Below are 15,953 nucleotides of genomic sequence, written 5' to 3'. Positions count from 1 at the left end.
TACTCTAGTAGGATAATCATGTCTGCATCATCGGCGAGCGAATACAGTGACATCGAAGAACGCGCCAATGCGATAACCCATGGCTTGGGTGTTGTGCTTGGCGTGGTTGGTTTAATCCTGCTGCTGATTCGTGCGTTTGACCATCAAGCCGACATACTGACTATTGCGAGTATGGCGGTATATGGCAGCAGTATTATCCTACTCTTTCTCGCTTCCACGCTTTATCACTCGATCACCACAGAAAAAACCAAGCGTTTATTGAAAACCCTCGATCACTGTGCAATTTACTTACTCATCGCAGGTAGCTACACCCCGTTTTTATTGGTTGGCTTAAGAACCCCATTAGCGATGGGCTTGATGGCGGTTATCTGGGGAATTGCGCTGGTCGGTATCATCATGAAGATTGCCTTCGTCTACCGATTTAAGCGTCTATCGCTGTTCATTTATTTAGCGATGGGCTGGTTGTCGTTGATTGTGGTGTATCAACTGGCGATGAATATCGAGATGGGCGGCTTGGTGTTATTGGCGCTCGGCGGCGTGATCTACTCGTTGGGCGTTATTTTCTATGTGGCCAAACGCATCCCTTACAACCATGCCATCTGGCACTTGTTTGTTTTGGCGGGCTGCGCTTGCCATTTCTTCGCTATTTATTTGTACGTGACTCCGGTTTAGCGAGCCAGTACCTCAGTAATCTCTGCTTTAATCTGATATTCAGGGTGTTGTTCTAGGTCGAGCTTGATTAGCTTGCCTTCTTCACCCGTCTTTGGTCGCAGATATGTGTCGGCCATTCGTTTGATTGATTTCCACACTGCAACTTCTTCTTCTGCCAACAACTCACCTTCTGCAGTAAATACGCTGATGTTAAGTGATACCAAAATAACCGCTTGAGTGCCTTGGTTGGTGATGGCTGTCGGAATTATAAGCTCACCATCTTCATAGCGACTTGCACCCAGTACAACATCCACTCCTGACTGAGACAGCTGTAAGCTTGGCTTCTTACTATCAACCACAATTGTAGTGCCACGCGTGTTCGTTGCGACAGGTACGGCTACGACAGGGGCTGCTGCAATAGGCGCTTCGATCTCTGATGTTGTCGCTGCTGTTTCCGTTTGCTTCGGTGCCACGTATTGCCAAGTAAAATCATCTTTGAGTAACACTTGTTTTCCATCAGGCAGTGTGACCATTTGATCAGCAAAGGCAGAACTTACGAATACTGAGTTTGCGAGCAATGCGCTAGCGAGAAGTACGTATGATTTCATCTGTGTTTCCTTGATTTTGTGCTTGGTTAACGTCGCCAAAAGGCTGGGAAAAATAGAACAATGAGCGTCAATATCTCGAGTCGCCCCATCAGCATTCCTAAGCTTAGCAACCATTTAGCGGCGTCGGGCAGTGGAGCAAAGTTCCCGGTTGGACCGATAACGCTGCCCATACCAGGACCAACGTTGGCAACGGCTGTGATAGCGCCAGATATACTGGTTACAGGATCAAGCCCCATCGCGCTCAAGCCACCTGCAATTAAGATAATCGTAATAAAGAACATCAAACCAAATGCGACTAGTGAACGCACAATATCGTCATTCACCGGTCGCTGATTGTAGCGTTGAACAAACACGCCCGACGGGTGAATCAGTTTCATCATCTGCTTATGAAGCATGGTCATCGCGATCTGGAAGCGGAAGATCTTGATACCACCAGAGGTTGAACCTGAGCACGCGCCCGCCATCATTAAAAAGGCAAACAGCGTGGTAGGCAAAGCGCCCCACGCGGTGAAATCTTCTAAGCCAAAACCGGTTGTGGTTACGACTGACACAATATTGAACATCGAAACACGCATCGCATCCATGACCGTGTAGCCATCTCTAACCACCAACCATGTCGATATCACGGCACTGGTGACTAAGAATAGATAGGTGAAACCTCTCACTTGCGCGTCTTTGTAGAGGATTGAGAGTTTTCTGCCACGCAGTGCGCTAACGAACAGTAGGAACGGCAGACCACCAAGGAACATGAACAGGATTCCCACCCAGTGAGCACTGTTAGAGAAGTGGTTCATCGAGCCATCTGATGTTGAGTAACCACCCGTAGACAGTGTTGTGAAGGCATGATTGATCGCGTCAAAGATGCCCATGCCTGCAAAGAGATAGCTAATGATGCACAAGCCAGTCAGAACCAGATAAACCGCCACGATGTTCTTCGCGACCGTTTTTGCTCGTGGGCTGCTTTTATCTGACCAGTCGGATGATTCGGTTTGGAACAGGCGCATACCACCGACGTTGAGCATTGGCAGAACCGCTACCGCCATAACGATGAAGCCGATGCCACCTAACCATTGCAATATAGAACGCCACAACAGAATGCTTGGTGCCATGCTGTCTAAGCCGCTTAATACGGTTGAGCCTGTTGTGGTGATACCAGACATGGTTTCAAAATAGGCGTCAGTGAAGCTGATGTGGTTGATGAAGACAAACGGCAGTGCAGCAAAGGCACTGGCTATCGTCCATACCAGAGAGGTGATCAGGAACATGTCCCGCACCCCAAGTCGGAACTTAGCTGAACGGCCTAAGCTCAAGCAGATGAACGCCACAATGTGCGTGATCACTACCGATTGACCAAACTCGAGGAAGCCACCGGTGCCTGTGAAAAAGGCAACCAATGTGGGGATGTACATGAAAAGGGCGAGTTTTGATAACACTAACCCTATCACTAATAATATCGGACGAAAGTTGACCATAGCTTAATAGACCATAGCTTTAATTGATTACAGCTTTGTGCCGGAGCGTCGTTCTCACAAGAAGAAGGTTGCGAGAAGATACTTACGAGAACAAGGCTATAAGAAGAACGGGCTCGGTTGGAATAGAGACTCAACATCAGGTACGTATTTCTTGTCCACTAGGAACATCACTACGTGGTCATCTTGTTCGATTACGGTTCTATCGTGCGCGATAAGTACTTCTTCTCCGCGAACAATCGCACCAATAGTGGTGCCCGGTGGTAGCTTGATGTCGCCAATCGCTCGGCCAACCACTTTCGATGTGGTTTCGTCACCGTGAGCAATGGCTTCGATCGCCTCTGCAGCGCCGCGACGTAGAGATGATACGTTAACAATATCAGCACGACGAACGTGAGTAAGCAGCGCAGAAATGGTCGCTTGCTGTGGAGAGATAGCAATATCAATCACGCCACCCTGAACAAGGTCTACGTAAGCACCACGCTGAATCAGTACCATTACCTTCTTGGCACCCATTCGCTTCGCCAGCATTGCTGACATGATGTTGGTTTCATCTTCATTGGTTAGGGCAATGAACACGTCCACTTGATCGATGTTCTCTTCGGTTAGCAGCTCTTGGTCTGCCGCATCGCCACAGAAGACGATGGTGTTTTCTAATTCTTCAGACAGCTTTTCGGCACGAGTGTAGCTGCGCTCGATAAGCTTGATGCTGTAGCTCTGCTCAAGGCGTTTTGCCAAGCTTGCACCAATGTTACCACCACCGACAATCATGATGCGGCGGTACGGTTTCTCTAGGCGTTGTAGCTCACTCATTACTGAGCGGATATGGTTACTCGCTGCCACAAAGAAAACCTCATCATCGGCTTCAATGATGGTGGTGCCTTGTGGGCGAATAGGGCGACCTTGACGGAAAATAGCGGCAACACGGGTATCAATGTGCGGCATGTGCTCACGCAAAGCAGACAGTGCGTTACCCACCAGTGGACCACCGTAGTAGGCTTTTACTGCTACTAGGCTAACCTTCTGTTCAGCAAAGCTCACAACCTGCAGTGCGCCTGGGTATTGAATCAGGCGCTCGATGTAGCTGGTCACTAGTTCTTCGGGTGCGATCAGGTGATCGACTGGGATGGCACCTGATTTGAATAGCGCTTCTTTCTCTTCTAGGTATTGAGGAGAACGAATACGAGCAATTCGGTTCGGCGTATTGAAAAGAGAGAAAGCAACCTGACACGCAGCCATGTTGGTTTCATCCATGTTAGTTACGGCAACCAACATGTCGGCATCTTGCGCACCCGCTTCACGTAGTGTGTTTGGGTGGCTGGCATAACCGTTTACAACCCTAAGGTCGTACTTATCCTGAAGTTCACGAAGTCGGTCAGCATTACGGTCGACAATGGTGATGTCGTTGTTTTCACCAACCAGGTTTTCAGCAAGGGTACCGCCAACTTGTCCAGCACCTAGGATAATGATCTTCATAGCCTTTCTCTTTTCTTTACCGTGGTAATTCTAGTTATCTAACTTTGTTTTGATAATGCACTAGAAAGAAACAGCGGCTAAGAAATAAATTCTTAGCCGCTGTTAGTTGTTATGCCTGTTTTACTAGAACTGCGTAGTAGAAGCCATCCATATCTTCTTCTCCAGGTAGTATTTGACGACCCGGATTTTCGATATCAGACCCAACCAGCGTTGCATTTTCAGTACGTGCTAGGAATGCTTTCACTTGCAGCACGTTTTCTTGCGGCGTGATAGAACATGTCGCATAAACCATGGTGCCGCCTTCTTTCAGCTGACGCCACATTGCATCCATAATCTCGCTTTGCAGTTCAGCCAGCGCATCAATGTCAGACGCACGACGTAGCCACTTGATGTCAGGGTGACGGCGAATAACGCCAGTCGCTGAACAAGGTGCATCAAGCAGAATACGGTCGAACTTATCACCCATCCACCACTCTTCAGGGTAGCGAGCATCACCACAAATTACGTCGGCACGCAGTTGCAGGCGCTCAAGGTTATCGTAAACGCGGTCTAGACGTTTGATGTCGCAGTCAATCGCAACCACTTCAGTATCTTGAGTGTGCTCAAGAATGTGTGCCGTTTTACCACCTGGTGCAGCACAACAATCTAAGATCAGCTCACCATCTTTTGGTGTTAGGTAATCAACCGAAAGCTGAGCGGCAGCGTCTTGCACTGATACCCAACCTCTGTCGAAGCCAGGAAGCAAAGTAACATCACAAGGTGCAGCTAATTTTATGGCATCAGCAGCTTCAGGGTGCAATGTGTATTCAATGTTTTCGTTTTTAAGCAGTTCAACATACTCGTCACGAGTGTGGTGTTGGCGGTTAACGCGCAGCCACATTGGTGCCTTACTGTTGTTTGCTTCAACCAGTTGCTCCCATTGATCTGGGTAGCTCTCTTGAAGCATTTTTAGAATCCAGCTTGGGTGGCCGTATTTGCCTGCATTGTGGCTAACGGCTTTCTCGTCTAGTTCTTCTTGGTCACGTAGGTAGCTACGTAGTACAGCGTTGATCAAACCACTCAGGCTTGGACCACGCAGTGTTTTAGTACCCTCAACCGTTTCAGCAACCGCAGCATGCGAAGGGATACGCATAAAGCTTAGTTGGTAAATGCCCACCAAGATTAGGTGGTGGAATACACGCTTTTTACCTTTAAGTGGGTTTTCCATCAGTTCGTTAGCGATTGACTCTAAACGAGGCAGGTAACGAAGTGCGCCGTAGCAAATCTCTTGCAGTAGAGCATGGTCTCGCGGACGGATCGTTTTTTGAGCCGCAGGGAGAGCGTGTGAAAGAGAGTGGCCTTTATCGACAACTTGGAATAGGACATTTGCAGCAGCAGCGCGAACATTCATGAGGGGTACCGAATATTTATTTGAATACATGAGGGCATCTCTGCCCTCGTAAAGGTTTTCTTAGCTGCGTAATTAGCAGCTTTAAAAGCGGATTAAGAAAGCTGTGTACCAACTTCAAACCAGCTTGCACGTGAGTTCAAGATATCCTGAACTGACATGGCTTTTTTACCTGGAACTTGCAGCTGTTCAAGAACAAGTACGCCTTGCCCTGTCGCTACGTAGATACCAGTTTTATCCGCTTGCAGAATTGTACCTGAAGGCTTATCAGAAGTTTGCTCTGCCACACGGCTTTGCCATACTTTGATGCTGTTCTCAGCAGCTTCAAAGTGGCTCATTGGCCATGGGTTGAAGGCACGAACGCAGCGTTCAATATGCGCAGCTTCATCACTCCAGTTGATACGCGCTTCTTCTTTGCTTAGCTTCTTCGCGTAGTTCGCAAGCTCATCGTCTTGCTTTTCTGCAACTGCTTTGCCAGAAGCGATGTCCGCTAGACATTCAACAAGCGCGTCAGGGCCAAGACCCGCTAACTTCTCGTACATTGATGCGCTAGTATCTGTCGCTTCGATAGGCAGCGTTGCGATGCTTAGCATGTCGCCAGTATCTAGGCCGATATCCATCTGCATGATCGTCACGCCTGTCTCTTTATCACCTGCCCAAATAGAGCGTTGAATCGGAGCAGCACCACGCCAGCGCGGTAGGATAGAGCCATGTACGTTGATACAACCTAAGCGAGGCGTATCTAATACAACCTGCGGAAGCAATAAGCCGTAAGCGACAACAACCATGATGTCAGCGTTCAATTCAGCTAGCTCTTGCTTAGCCTCATCTGACTTGAAGTTTTCTGGTTGGTAAACCGGAATATTGTTTTCAAGTGCGATGTTTTTTACTGGGCTCGCAGTGAGTTTTTTACCGCGGCCTGCTGGGCGATCTGGCTGTGTGTAAACAGCAACAACTTCATGCTCCGAAGACAACAACGCCGCCAAGTGACGGGCGGCGAAATCCGGAGTACCTGCAAAGACAATTCTTAAAGACTGACTCAAGGTAGGCTTCCTTCTAATTTAGTAATAGCAGCGGTTATTAACCTTGTTTCTCGTTGAAACGTTTAATCTTCGCTAGCTTATCTTGGATACGTTTACGCTTTAGTGGCGATAGGTAATCAACAAACAACTTGCCTTCTAGGTGGTCAAGTTCGTGCTGAACACAGATAGCCAGAAGGTCGTCAGCGTCGAATGTGAATTCGTTGCCGTCACGGTCTAGTGCTTTAACCGTTACTTCTGCAGCGCGAGGTACTAGAGCTCGAGCGCCTGGTACAGATAGGCAGCCTTCTTCGATTCCATCTTCGCCGCGCTTCTCAGTAATTTCAGGGTTGATAAGCACCATTGGCTCATCACGTGTTTCTGAAATATCGATAACAACGATGCGTTGGTGGAAATCTACTTGCGTTGCCGCAAGGCCGATACCTTCTTCGTCGTACATGGTTTCAATCATGTCATCAACGAACTTTTGAATCTCTGGGGTAACTTCTTTTACCGGTTTCGCCACGGTACGTAGACGATCATCTGGTAATGTTAATACTTGTAATACAGACATATACACTCGAAATATTGAACTGTGCCGAAACAGCTTAAACCTTGTTGGCTCAATTCTAGACATTTTAGAGGTCAAATGACAGCATCCTGAAGGTAATTCTCCAATCAGATGTCATATATTCAGACCAAGGAACCTAGGTCATGCGTCATTTATTGCCTGCTTTATCTCTTATTTGTGCCTCGATTTCGTTCGCCGCTACGGCTGAAAATAGTGAGCAACCTTTAACCATTAAACAGGGCGCACCTGAGGCGTATGTGGTGGTTAAGGGCGATACTTTGTGGGATATCTCTGCGATGTATCTCGATAGTCCATGGTTGTGGCCAAGGTTATGGCAGGTCAATCCAGAGATAGAAAACCCTCATCTCATTTATCCCGGAGATAAACTGTCTTTGGTTTGGATTAATGGCGAGCCTGTATTGAGCCTCAAGCCTGTTATCAAGCTTAGCCCTAAGATTCGTGTCTCTGAGAAGAAAGCAGTACCTACCGTCAATGAAGGGCTGGTTTTGCCATATTTACAGTCTGATCGCTTGGTAGAGCAGCAAGATATCGAATCAGCGCAACGAGTATTAGGTACCAGCGATGGCAAACGCTTCTTATCGGGTGTAGAACGGTTATTTATCTCAGGTAACCAACAGCATCAAAAGTGGGGTATCTACCGCGCAGTTGAAACCTACCAACGGCAGCAACCCCAAGCAAGTATGACCTCTTTGCGTTTGGTCGCCACGGCGCGCTTAAAAGAAGTGGATGCTGAGTTCAGCAGCTTGCAGATAGACACTCAGCTGCAAGAGGTATTGCTGAACGACCTTGTGCTACCAGAACTTGGTGTTGATCAGGTGAAGCTCTCTACCACGTTTTATCCTGCACCTAGTGCGGCGGGTCAATTTGCTAATATCTTGGGCTCATTAGATGGCAGCCAATACAGCGCGAAGAATCAGGTGGTAGTGATCAACAAAGGTTCACAGGATAACCTTCGCCAAGGTTCTATGTTTACCCTCAGCGAAAGCGGTGCGGTGGTGTTTGGTAAGCAGGGTGAATACAGCTATAAAGAGTCTGCGGCGAGTAATAAAGTGCAGCTACCAAGTACCTCGCTCGGTAGCTTGATGGTCATTCGTCCTTATGAGTATTTTAGCCTCGCGTTGATCACTCAAAGTTCAAAGCCAGTAAGTAATGACATTGTGGCGGTATCGCCTTTGGACCTTGCAGTGACAGAAGAGGGAAGCGAGTGAATGAAGAGCAACTGATCGCTTGGTTAACGTTAAGTTATATTCCGCAACTGGGTGGAAAGCGTCTTGCTCGCCTACTCAGTGTTGATTCTCCTTTAAATATTGTTGGTTACTCAGGGCAACAGCTGCAAGCATTGGGTTTATCAACCAAACAAATCTCCTATCTAAGAGAACAGGCCCCAAGAGAGGTAGAGGCTTGTCTCGCTTGGCGAGCTAAACAATCCAACCATCACATCCTGACTCCGAGTTGCCCACATTATCCTAAATTGCTGAGTGAGATTGCTTCGGCGCCTACTGTGCTTTTCGTTAGAGGTAACGTTGAAAAGCTGATTGAACCTCAAATCGCGATGGTTGGCAGCCGTAATGCCAGTATCGAAGGTCTACAGACGGCGAAATCATTCGCTAAAGAGTTTGTACAAAATGGCTTGATCGTCACCAGTGGCTTAGCGTTGGGCATTGACGGCTATGCTCATGATGGTGCTTTGGATAAAGGAGGAGAGACTTTCGCGGTGCTGGGCTCTGGCTTAGATTCAATTTACCCTGCGCGGCACAGAAATTTAGCCGATAGGATCTGTGAAAATGGGGCGCTGATTTCAGAGTTTCGTCCAAGCGCCAAACCACGACCTGAACATTTCCCTCGCCGTAACCGTATTATAAGTGGGTTGTCGCTCGGAACTTTGGTGGTTGAGGCAGCTGAAAAGAGTGGTTCTTTGATTACGGCTCGCTATGCCATGGAGCAAGGCCGAGAGGTGTTTGCGCTGCCCGGTTCAATTCATAGCCCAACCAGTCGCGGAGGTAATAGCTTAATTAAAGCTGGAGCATGTTTAGTACAAAATGCTCAAGATGTTCTGATTGAAATAAAGAGTCTGTTAAACTGGTCTATAGATCAGCAGCCGAGCTTATTCGAACCTACGCCGAATGAGGGTGAAAATGAACAATTGCCATTTCCACAGCTGTTAGCTAACGTAGGATTAGAGGCGACACCCGTTGATATTTTGGCACAGAGAACCCATATACCTGTGCATGAAGTCATGATGCAGCTTTTAGAGCTTGAGCTCTCAGGGCATGTTGTTGCAGTTTCCGGTGGCTATATTCGAAAGGGGAGAGGCTAAGCTATGATGATGGACATACTGATGTACTTGTTTGAAACCTACATCCATAGCGATTCTGAATTGCAGGTGGATCAAGACGAACTTGAAGATGAACTTCTTCGAGCGGGGTTTCACCAAGATGATATTTATAAGGCTCTCCATTGGTTAGAAGACCTTGCTGCACTGCAAGATACCGATAACCAAGCGGCGATTACTATGTGCTCTAATACCTCGATGCGTGTTTACACAAGTAAAGAGATATCACGTATTAATATGGAGTGTCGTGGTTTCTTGTTGTTCCTTGAGCAGATCAACGTCCTCACGACAGAGATTCGTGAAATGGTGATTGATCGTGTCATGGGGTTAGAGACCAATGAATTTGAGTTGGATGATCTGAAGTGGATTATCTTAATGGTACTGTTCAATGTACCGGGTAATGAAAGTGCTTACACGCAAATGGAAGAGCTGTTGTACACCAAAGAGCAAGGTATCTTGCATTAATACAGGCTTATCATGAGTAGTAAGATTGATAATCAGCTTTTTTCAGCACATGAACATGCGTTAGAGCATGAACCATGTCCACAGTGTGGTGGGGAGCTTCAGCTTCGCCATGGTAAGCACGGCCCATTTTTAGGCTGTAAGCAGTATCCGAGCTGTGATTACATCAAGTCTCTTCATCAAAATGATGGTCATGTGGTGAAAGAGCTGGGCGTTCCGTGTCCTAAATGCCAAAACGAATTGGTATTAAGGCAAGGTCGCTTTGGGATGTTCATTGGCTGTAGCAGTTATCCAGAGTGTAATCACATCGAATCTTTGGACCAACCGAAAGAACAACCTGAAGAGCAGCCACTTGTTGCCTGCCCTGAGTGTGGTCGAGGCCACTTGGTTGAGCGTAAATCTCGCTATGGCAAAACCTTCTATGCGTGTGATAACTACCCTAAGTGTAAGTTCGCCGTTAATCAGCCACCTGTTATAGGTCGTTGTGAACAGTGCCAGTTCCCGTTGTTACTTGAGAAGAAAACAGCCAGTGGTACCAAGAAGCAATGCGCTGATCGCAAGTGTCACCACATTCAATCTCAATAACTCGATATTATAGACACAAAAAAACGGCGCTCACTGAGCGCCGTTTTTGTATCCAATAAACTTTTTATATCAATAAGCCAATGTAGGCTTACTTCATCTGCTCAGCAAACTCATGCACAGCAGGGTAGGCTTGCTTATCAAGAATCTCAGCCAATGAGCACAAAGCTCTTTGTAATTCTGCGTTGTAGTCAGCGCTCACGTTAATGTGACCCATCTTGCGACCTGCACGCTTTTCTTTGCCATACCAATGAACATGACAACCACCTTGAGCAAGAATAGCCTCAGGAAGAGTATCTTCGCCAAGAATGTTGATCATTGCGGTTGGACGAATCAGTTTAGTGCTACCTAGTGGCATGCCACACACTGCACGTAGGTGGTTTTCAAACTGACAAGTCTCTGCGCCTTGTTGCGTCCAGTGGCCCGAGTTATGAACACGTGGTGCAATCTCATTAACAAGCAGTGAACCTTGAACATCAAAGAACTCAAGTGCTAGCACGCCAACGTAATCTAAACGCTCAGCAATGGCAGTGAACATGGCTTTAGCTTGCTCTTGCAGTTCAATGTCATCAATGGCTGTTGATAAGCTCAACACGCCATCGGTGTGAACATTCTCAGCCAGTGGATACACTTGAACCTCGCCATTGGTATCACGAGCACCAACCAGTGATACTTCGCGGTCAAACGGAACAAACTCTTCAGCCACAATCGCTTGGTTGTCGGTCGCGGTAATGCACTCAGCCATTTCTGCCCAAGTCGCGTCAACATTGTCTAATGTCTTTAAGCGCCATTGGCCCTTGCCGTCGTAGCCGCCAAGTGTGCTCTTCAACACCATTGGTAAGCCAACGTGAGCAATTGCAGCGTCAAAGTCTTCGCGAGAGTTAACCACGTAGTACTTAGCATTCTTCACGTTCGCTTCGTCTAACAGGGCTTTTTCAAGACGACGGTCACCGCCAGCTTTGATTGCTTCTGTTGTCGGTAAGAACTTACCGCTGCGCTCACACACCTCAAGTACATCGTGAGGAATATGTTCGAATTCAGCAGTAATGACGTCCGCACGCTCAATCGCATTTTCTAAGCCGTTACCTAGAATCGCTTGCGTTAATGGGTGAACAATATTTTTGCTGCCAACATCAAAAGCAGAAATTTCAATATTCAGCGGTGCCCCAGCTAGGGACATCATGCGAGCAAGTTGGCCCGCGCCTAACACAAGAACATGCATGGAAATTAGTCCTCTGCAGGGTTTGGATTAGCCAAAACCGTTTCTGTTTGCTCAGAACGGAATGCTTCTACTTTTGCCATTACTTCTTCATTGTGTGTACCAATGATTTGAGCCGCTAGGATGCCTGCATTGGCAGCGCCAGCTTCACCGATAGCCAAAGTACCTACCGCGATACCTTTTGGCATCTGCACGATAGAAAGCAGAGAGTCCATGCCTTTCAGTGCTTTAGACTGAACTGGAACACCCAGAACTGGTACGCTTGTGAAAGCAGCAGTCATGCCCGGAAGGTGCGCTGCACCGCCAGCACCAGCAATAATTACTTTAATACCGCGCTCTTTCGCACTGGTTGCGTAGTCTGCAAGCAACTGAGGTGTGCGGTGAGCAGAAACCACTTTTGTTTCGTACGCCACGCCAAACTGATCCAACATTTCTGCAGCTAGCTTCATTGTTGGCCAATCAGATTTAGAACCCATGATAATACCGACAGTCATCTCAAACTCCTTCAGGTACGATTTAATTAGTGATTAGATATTTTGCGCGCATTATACGGGTAAAATTGCTTAAGGAAAACGTTTGCGTCAGTCTGAGTTGTTAATTGATACATTTTATAAACAAATAGCTTTAGTCACAGTGAATGATAATTTGTACACTTAGTGAGTTAGATAACTGAATTAATGAGGCAACCCGTGGATAACTTTCAACATACTTTGCAGGCATTACAACAAGGTGAAGTCATTGCTTACCCGACTGAAGGCGTTTTTGGGGTCGGTTGTGATCCCGATAATCCACAAGCCATCAAGAAATTACTCGACTTAAAACAACGACCGATCGAGAAAGGGTTGATCTTAATTGCTGCAAGTTACGAGCAACTGTTACCTTACATTGATGAAAGCCAGTTGACGGAAGAACAGTTGGTAACAGTGAAAGCGACATGGCCAGGTCCGGTCACTTGGATTATGCCAACCAGCAGCAAAGTTACTGACTGGGTAAGTGGTCAATTTGATTCCATCGCGGTACGAGTGACTGATCACCCTTTGGTTCAAAGAATGTGTAATGAGTTTGGTAAGCCGTTAACCTCTACCAGTGCTAACCTGACCGGCGAGCCGCCTTGTATGACGACTGAAGAAGTTAAGCAGCAACTTGGCCAACATTTGGTGGCTATTTTAGAAGGTCAAACGAGTGGTCGTGAGAAGCCAAGCGAAATTAGAGATGCAAAAACGTCGAAAATATTAAGACAGGGCTAAACCCTGCAAAGGAAGTAAGATGTCAGCAATTGATAAAGAAGCAGTAAAACAGTTTTTACTGAGTCTACAAGATTCGATTTGCCAGCAGCTTGAGCAAGCTGATGGTACTGCACTGTTTGAAGAAGATGCATGGCAGCGTGAGCCTGGCGAGCGCCTTGGTGGCGGTGGTCGAACTCGTGTGATGACCAACGGTGCGGTATTTGAGCAAGGTGGGGTTAACTTCTCTCACGTAGCGGGTAAGGCTATGCCTGCCTCAGCTACAGCTCATCGACCTGAATTAGCCGGACGTAAGTTTGAGGCGATGGGGGTTTCATTAGTTATCCACCCTAAAAACCCATATATCCCAACCTCACACGCGAACGTTCGATTCTTCATTGCGGAAAAAGAAGGGGAAGACCCGATTTGGTGGTTTGGTGGTGGTTTTGACTTAACGCCATTTTATCCTGTCGATGAAGATTGCCAATCTTGGCACCAAACAGCCAAAGATCTTTGTGCGCCATTTGGAGATTATGTTTATCAAGAGCACAAAGAGTGGTGTGATAAGTACTTCTATCTTCCTCACCGAGACGAAACACGTGGTGTTGGTGGGTTGTTCTTTGATGATCTTAACGAGTGGGGCTTTGAAAAGAGCTTTGCTTATATGCAGGCGGTCGGTGAAGGTTTTGCAGCCGCATACTTACCAATTGTAGAACGACGCAAACAGACGCCTTATGGTGAGCGCGAGCGTGATTTCCAACTTTATCGTCGTGGTCGCTATGTTGAATTTAACTTAGTCTATGACCGTGGCACTCTATTTGGTTTACAAAGCGGCGGTCGTACAGAGTCTATATTAATGTCGATGCCGCCATTGGCTCGCTGGGAATACCGCTACGAACCACAAGCGGGTTCACCGGAAGCTCTGCTTTATAGCGACTACCTAAAGCCTCGAGTTTGGTAGTTCTTCCTTCCTTATAGGGATAGTGATAGGGTCATCTATATAGATGACCCTTTTTTATTTCTGTTAGGTAAGGATATGACACAGCAAGTAGATCGTTATGCCGTTTTCGGTAACCCTATTGGGCAAAGCAAATCGCCATTCATTCACACATTATTTGCTCGCCAAACCAGACAACAACTTACCTATACAGCATTACAGCCAGAGCATGGTGAATTTATCACTGCGGCCAAAACATTTTTCAGTGAAGGTGGTCGAGGATGTAACGTCACAGCACCTTTTAAAGAAGATGCGTATCAGTTTGCCAATCGCCTAACTGAGAGAGCTGAACTAGCTGGTGCCGTAAATACCCTTAAGAAGTTAGATGATGGAGAGATCATTGGTGATAACACCGATGGTGAGGGCTTAGTTCAAGACCTGCTTCAACATCAAGTCACGCTAAAAGGAGCACGTGTTCTTCTTCTTGGCGCTGGTGGTGCTGCGAGAGGAGTGATTCAACCTCTTCTCGACCAAAAGCCACAACAGCTGGTGGTCGCTAATCGAACCAGCTCCAAGGCTGAACTTCTGGCTGAGATGTTTTCGTCGCATGGCAACATCAAGGGGATGGGGCTAAGTGATGTTAATGAAGGCTTTGATGTCATTATTAACTCTACCTCATCTGGTCTAAGCGGGCAGCTTCCTGAAGTGTCTGAGGTGATTTTCAATTCTACTAGCGCCGTTTATGACATGGTTTATGGATCTGGAACGACGGTATTCAATCAATGGGCATTAGATAATGGTGTTCATGCTGCTTATGATGGTTTGGGTATGCTAGTGGGGCAGGCAGCAGAAAGCTTTATGCTTTGGCGTGGTCTTCGTCCGGGAACAAAACAGATTTTAAGAGAATTACGTAAAAATCTAGAGATGTAATGGGGTGTTTATAAAAAATGAATCAATCAATTCTATTTCCTGATATCCAAGATTGGGATGAAGAGAGCCGAACAATCACGTTCCCAGCACAACAGTCGGGCGCATTGATTGAATGTGTCATGTCTATTGAGGAATTATCACGATTGGCAGGTAAAGATATAGAAGAAGGCGATCAAGCTTTAGTTATCTTTTCAGAGTTACGTTTCGATATTGAAGAGCTAGCGGAAGAGTTAATAGAAGAAGAGGAGTATGACTCCTCTAATCGGATTCAGATCAAAGCGCTTTAGACTGAAATTACAGAGTCTAGATAGTCATTTTTATTCTGAACGTAGTTGTCTGCAGACTTCTGTAGAAAGGCACGCTCTTTATCATTTAATGGACGAGCTTGTTTTACTGGGCTTCCTACATAGAGGTAACCGCTTTCAAGTACCTTGTTTGGTGGCACTAAGCTACCAGCACCAATCATCACTTCTTTTTGGATAATCACGCCATCCAACACGATCGCTCCCATACCAACAAGTACACGATCCTCAATAGTGCAGCCATGCAGCATTACTTTATGCCCGATAGTGACATCATTACCTATTAAGAGAGGATAACCGTCAGGGTTTTCAGCATTCTTATGGGTGACGTGCAAGACACTACCATCTTGGATATTCGTTCTCTCTCCAATATGAATGTGGTTCACATCCCCTCGAGCTGCAACCAAAGGCCACACGCTAGAGTCGTTACCGATTTTGATATCACCAACCAGTACTGAACTGGTATCTATATAGACACCTTGCCCAATCTGAGGGGATATTCCTTTATAACTGCGTATTGAACTCATAAATCCTCCTTTATATAGGCACCTTAAGCCCTTAATTAAGAGGAATACTAGTGAAAATGGGGTGTTTTGAACAAAAAACGCTCGAACAATCAAAAAAGTAAGAAAAACTTCAAAAAGGGCTTGCCAGTGTGATCGAAATCTCTATAATGCCACCTCGCTGACACGGGATGGCTTCGTAAGAAACCAAAACGAATCAGCAGGTCAAATTAGCCAAGCTAAGCGCTTGAAAAAAGTTTT

Annotated in this window: 18 protein-coding genes; 9 read left to right on the top strand and 9 right to left on the bottom strand. The window is 46.6% G+C overall.

Annotated features, from left to right (window positions below):
- The first annotated feature begins 18 nt into the window (after positions 1-18).
- On the top strand, positions 19-672 hold the full coding sequence (locus tag AB4486_RS08340; protein ID WP_371721170.1) for a hemolysin III family protein: 654 nt from the start codon (positions 19-21) through the stop codon (positions 670-672).
- Here AB4486_RS08340 and AB4486_RS08335 read toward each other — a convergent pair.
- From AB4486_RS08335 to def, 6 genes are all read right to left on the bottom strand, one after another.
- The gene (locus tag AB4486_RS08335; protein ID WP_372116944.1) at positions 669-1,259 is read right to left on the bottom strand and encodes a DUF3157 family protein; all 591 of its coding nucleotides are present in this window, start codon (positions 1,257-1,259) and stop codon (positions 669-671) included. The genes AB4486_RS08340 and AB4486_RS08335 overlap by 4 nt on opposite strands.
- A 26-nt stretch (positions 1,260-1,285) precedes the next feature.
- Positions 1,286-2,731 (bottom strand): TrkH family potassium uptake protein, encoded by a 1,446-nt coding sequence (locus AB4486_RS08330; protein WP_372116942.1) that lies wholly within the window; start codon positions 2,729-2,731, stop codon positions 1,286-1,288.
- Between the two features lie 96 nt (positions 2,732-2,827).
- On the bottom strand, positions 2,828-4,204 hold the full coding sequence (trkA, locus tag AB4486_RS08325) for a Trk system potassium transporter TrkA (protein ID WP_004735766.1): 1,377 nt from the start codon (positions 4,202-4,204) through the stop codon (positions 2,828-2,830).
- A 109-nt stretch (positions 4,205-4,313) separates the two neighbouring features.
- Positions 4,314-5,594, bottom strand: a complete 1,281-nt coding sequence (rsmB, locus tag AB4486_RS08320) for a 16S rRNA (cytosine(967)-C(5))-methyltransferase RsmB (RefSeq protein ID WP_017058774.1) — start codon at positions 5,592-5,594, stop codon at positions 4,314-4,316.
- A 92-nt stretch (positions 5,595-5,686) separates the two neighbouring features.
- The gene (gene fmt, locus AB4486_RS08315) at positions 5,687-6,634 is read right to left on the bottom strand and encodes a methionyl-tRNA formyltransferase (RefSeq protein WP_017063006.1); all 948 of its coding nucleotides are present in this window, start codon (positions 6,632-6,634) and stop codon (positions 5,687-5,689) included.
- A 37-nt stretch (positions 6,635-6,671) separates the two neighbouring features.
- Positions 6,672-7,184, bottom strand: a complete 513-nt coding sequence (def, locus tag AB4486_RS08310) for a peptide deformylase (RefSeq protein WP_017058772.1) — start codon at positions 7,182-7,184, stop codon at positions 6,672-6,674.
- 140 nt (positions 7,185-7,324) lie between these two features.
- On the opposite strand from def, the gene AB4486_RS08305 reads away from it, so the two are divergent.
- The 4 genes from AB4486_RS08305 to AB4486_RS08290 are packed head-to-tail and all read left to right on the top strand — an operon-like array spanning position 7,325 to position 10,581.
- The gene (locus AB4486_RS08305; RefSeq protein WP_372116941.1) at positions 7,325-8,410 is read left to right on the top strand and encodes a LysM peptidoglycan-binding domain-containing protein; all 1,086 of its coding nucleotides are present in this window, start codon (positions 7,325-7,327) and stop codon (positions 8,408-8,410) included.
- Positions 8,407-9,519 (top strand): DNA-processing protein DprA, encoded by a 1,113-nt coding sequence (dprA, locus tag AB4486_RS08300; RefSeq protein ID WP_372116939.1) that lies wholly within the window; start codon positions 8,407-8,409, stop codon positions 9,517-9,519. Before AB4486_RS08305 ends, dprA begins: the two co-directional genes overlap by 4 nt.
- Positions 9,520-9,522: 3 nt before the next feature.
- Positions 9,523-9,999: a DUF494 family protein gene (locus tag AB4486_RS08295; protein ID WP_029235095.1), complete on the top strand. Its 477-nt coding sequence runs from the start codon at positions 9,523-9,525 to the stop codon at positions 9,997-9,999.
- Positions 10,000-10,011: 12 nt separating this feature from the next.
- Positions 10,012-10,581, top strand: coding sequence for a type I DNA topoisomerase (locus tag AB4486_RS08290; RefSeq protein ID WP_372116937.1), 570 nt, complete (start codon positions 10,012-10,014; stop codon positions 10,579-10,581).
- A gap of 88 nt (positions 10,582-10,669) precedes the next feature.
- On the opposite strand, the gene AB4486_RS08285 is transcribed toward AB4486_RS08290, so the two are convergent.
- Positions 10,670-11,800, bottom strand: coding sequence for a 5-(carboxyamino)imidazole ribonucleotide synthase (locus AB4486_RS08285; RefSeq protein ID WP_102321074.1), 1,131 nt, complete (start codon positions 11,798-11,800; stop codon positions 10,670-10,672).
- A 5-nt stretch (positions 11,801-11,805) separates the two neighbouring features.
- Entirely contained in the window at positions 11,806-12,291 is a 486-nt protein-coding gene (purE, locus tag AB4486_RS08280) for a 5-(carboxyamino)imidazole ribonucleotide mutase (RefSeq protein WP_372116935.1), read from the bottom strand.
- Between the two features lie 195 nt (positions 12,292-12,486).
- Between purE and AB4486_RS08275 the strand changes: the two genes are divergently transcribed.
- The 4 genes from AB4486_RS08275 to AB4486_RS08260 all read left to right on the top strand — a co-directional run bounded on the left by AB4486_RS08275 (position 12,487) and on the right by AB4486_RS08260 (position 15,174).
- Entirely contained in the window at positions 12,487-13,044 is a 558-nt protein-coding gene (locus tag AB4486_RS08275; protein ID WP_372116933.1) for an L-threonylcarbamoyladenylate synthase, read from the top strand.
- 19 nt (positions 13,045-13,063) lie between these two features.
- A complete protein-coding gene (gene hemF / locus AB4486_RS08270) occupies positions 13,064-13,981 on the top strand; it encodes an oxygen-dependent coproporphyrinogen oxidase (protein ID WP_065584143.1) in 918 nt (305 codons plus the stop codon).
- A gap of 75 nt (positions 13,982-14,056) precedes the next feature.
- The gene (gene aroE / locus AB4486_RS08265; protein ID WP_102429018.1) at positions 14,057-14,887 is read left to right on the top strand and encodes a shikimate dehydrogenase; all 831 of its coding nucleotides are present in this window, start codon (positions 14,057-14,059) and stop codon (positions 14,885-14,887) included.
- A 17-nt stretch (positions 14,888-14,904) separates the two neighbouring features.
- A complete protein-coding gene (locus AB4486_RS08260) occupies positions 14,905-15,174 on the top strand; it encodes a DUF1488 domain-containing protein (protein WP_017058764.1) in 270 nt (89 codons plus the stop codon).
- Here AB4486_RS08260 and AB4486_RS08255 read toward each other — a convergent pair.
- Positions 15,171-15,716: a gamma carbonic anhydrase family protein gene (locus AB4486_RS08255; protein WP_017058763.1), complete on the bottom strand. Its 546-nt coding sequence runs from the start codon at positions 15,714-15,716 to the stop codon at positions 15,171-15,173. The genes AB4486_RS08260 and AB4486_RS08255 overlap by 4 nt on opposite strands.
- Between the last annotated feature and the right edge of the window lie 237 nt (positions 15,717-15,953).

It is taken from the genome of Vibrio sp. 10N.222.55.C6 (assembly GCF_041473395.1).
Classification (GTDB): Bacteria; Pseudomonadota; Gammaproteobacteria; order Enterobacterales; family Vibrionaceae; genus Vibrio; species Vibrio crassostreae_C.
This window is presented reverse-complemented; position numbering and strand designations above follow the sequence as displayed.

Bases quoted from the DNA above. Each gene is read 5' to 3' on its own strand.
- AB4486_RS08340 (WP_371721170.1), top strand. From the start codon at position 19: ATGTCTGCATCATCGGCGAGCGAATACAGTGACATCGAAGAACGCGCC.
- AB4486_RS08335 (WP_372116944.1), bottom strand. From the start codon at position 1,259: ATGAAATCATACGTACTTCTCGCTAGCGCATTGCTCGCAAACTCAGTA.
- AB4486_RS08330 (WP_372116942.1), bottom strand. From the start codon at position 2,731: ATGGTCAACTTTCGTCCGATATTATTAGTGATAGGGTTAGTGTTATCA.
- trkA (WP_004735766.1), bottom strand. From the start codon at position 4,204: ATGAAGATCATTATCCTAGGTGCTGGACAAGTTGGCGGTACCCTTGCT.
- rsmB (WP_017058774.1), bottom strand. From the start codon at position 5,594: ATGAATGTTCGCGCTGCTGCTGCAAATGTCCTATTCCAAGTTGTCGAT.
- def (WP_017058772.1), bottom strand. From the start codon at position 7,184: ATGTCTGTATTACAAGTATTAACATTACCAGATGATCGTCTACGTACC.
- AB4486_RS08305 (WP_372116941.1), top strand. From the start codon at position 7,325: ATGCGTCATTTATTGCCTGCTTTATCTCTTATTTGTGCCTCGATTTCG.
- AB4486_RS08295 (WP_029235095.1), top strand. From the start codon at position 9,523: ATGATGATGGACATACTGATGTACTTGTTTGAAACCTACATCCATAGC.
- AB4486_RS08290 (WP_372116937.1), top strand. From the start codon at position 10,012: ATGAGTAGTAAGATTGATAATCAGCTTTTTTCAGCACATGAACATGCG.
- AB4486_RS08285 (WP_102321074.1), bottom strand. From the start codon at position 11,800: ATGCATGTTCTTGTGTTAGGCGCGGGCCAACTTGCTCGCATGATGTCC.
- purE (WP_372116935.1), bottom strand. From the start codon at position 12,291: ATGACTGTCGGTATTATCATGGGTTCTAAATCTGATTGGCCAACAATG.
- hemF (WP_065584143.1), top strand. From the start codon at position 13,064: ATGTCAGCAATTGATAAAGAAGCAGTAAAACAGTTTTTACTGAGTCTA.
- aroE (WP_102429018.1), top strand. From the start codon at position 14,057: ATGACACAGCAAGTAGATCGTTATGCCGTTTTCGGTAACCCTATTGGG.
- AB4486_RS08260 (WP_017058764.1), top strand. From the start codon at position 14,905: ATGAATCAATCAATTCTATTTCCTGATATCCAAGATTGGGATGAAGAG.
- AB4486_RS08255 (WP_017058763.1), bottom strand. From the start codon at position 15,716: ATGAGTTCAATACGCAGTTATAAAGGAATATCCCCTCAGATTGGGCAA.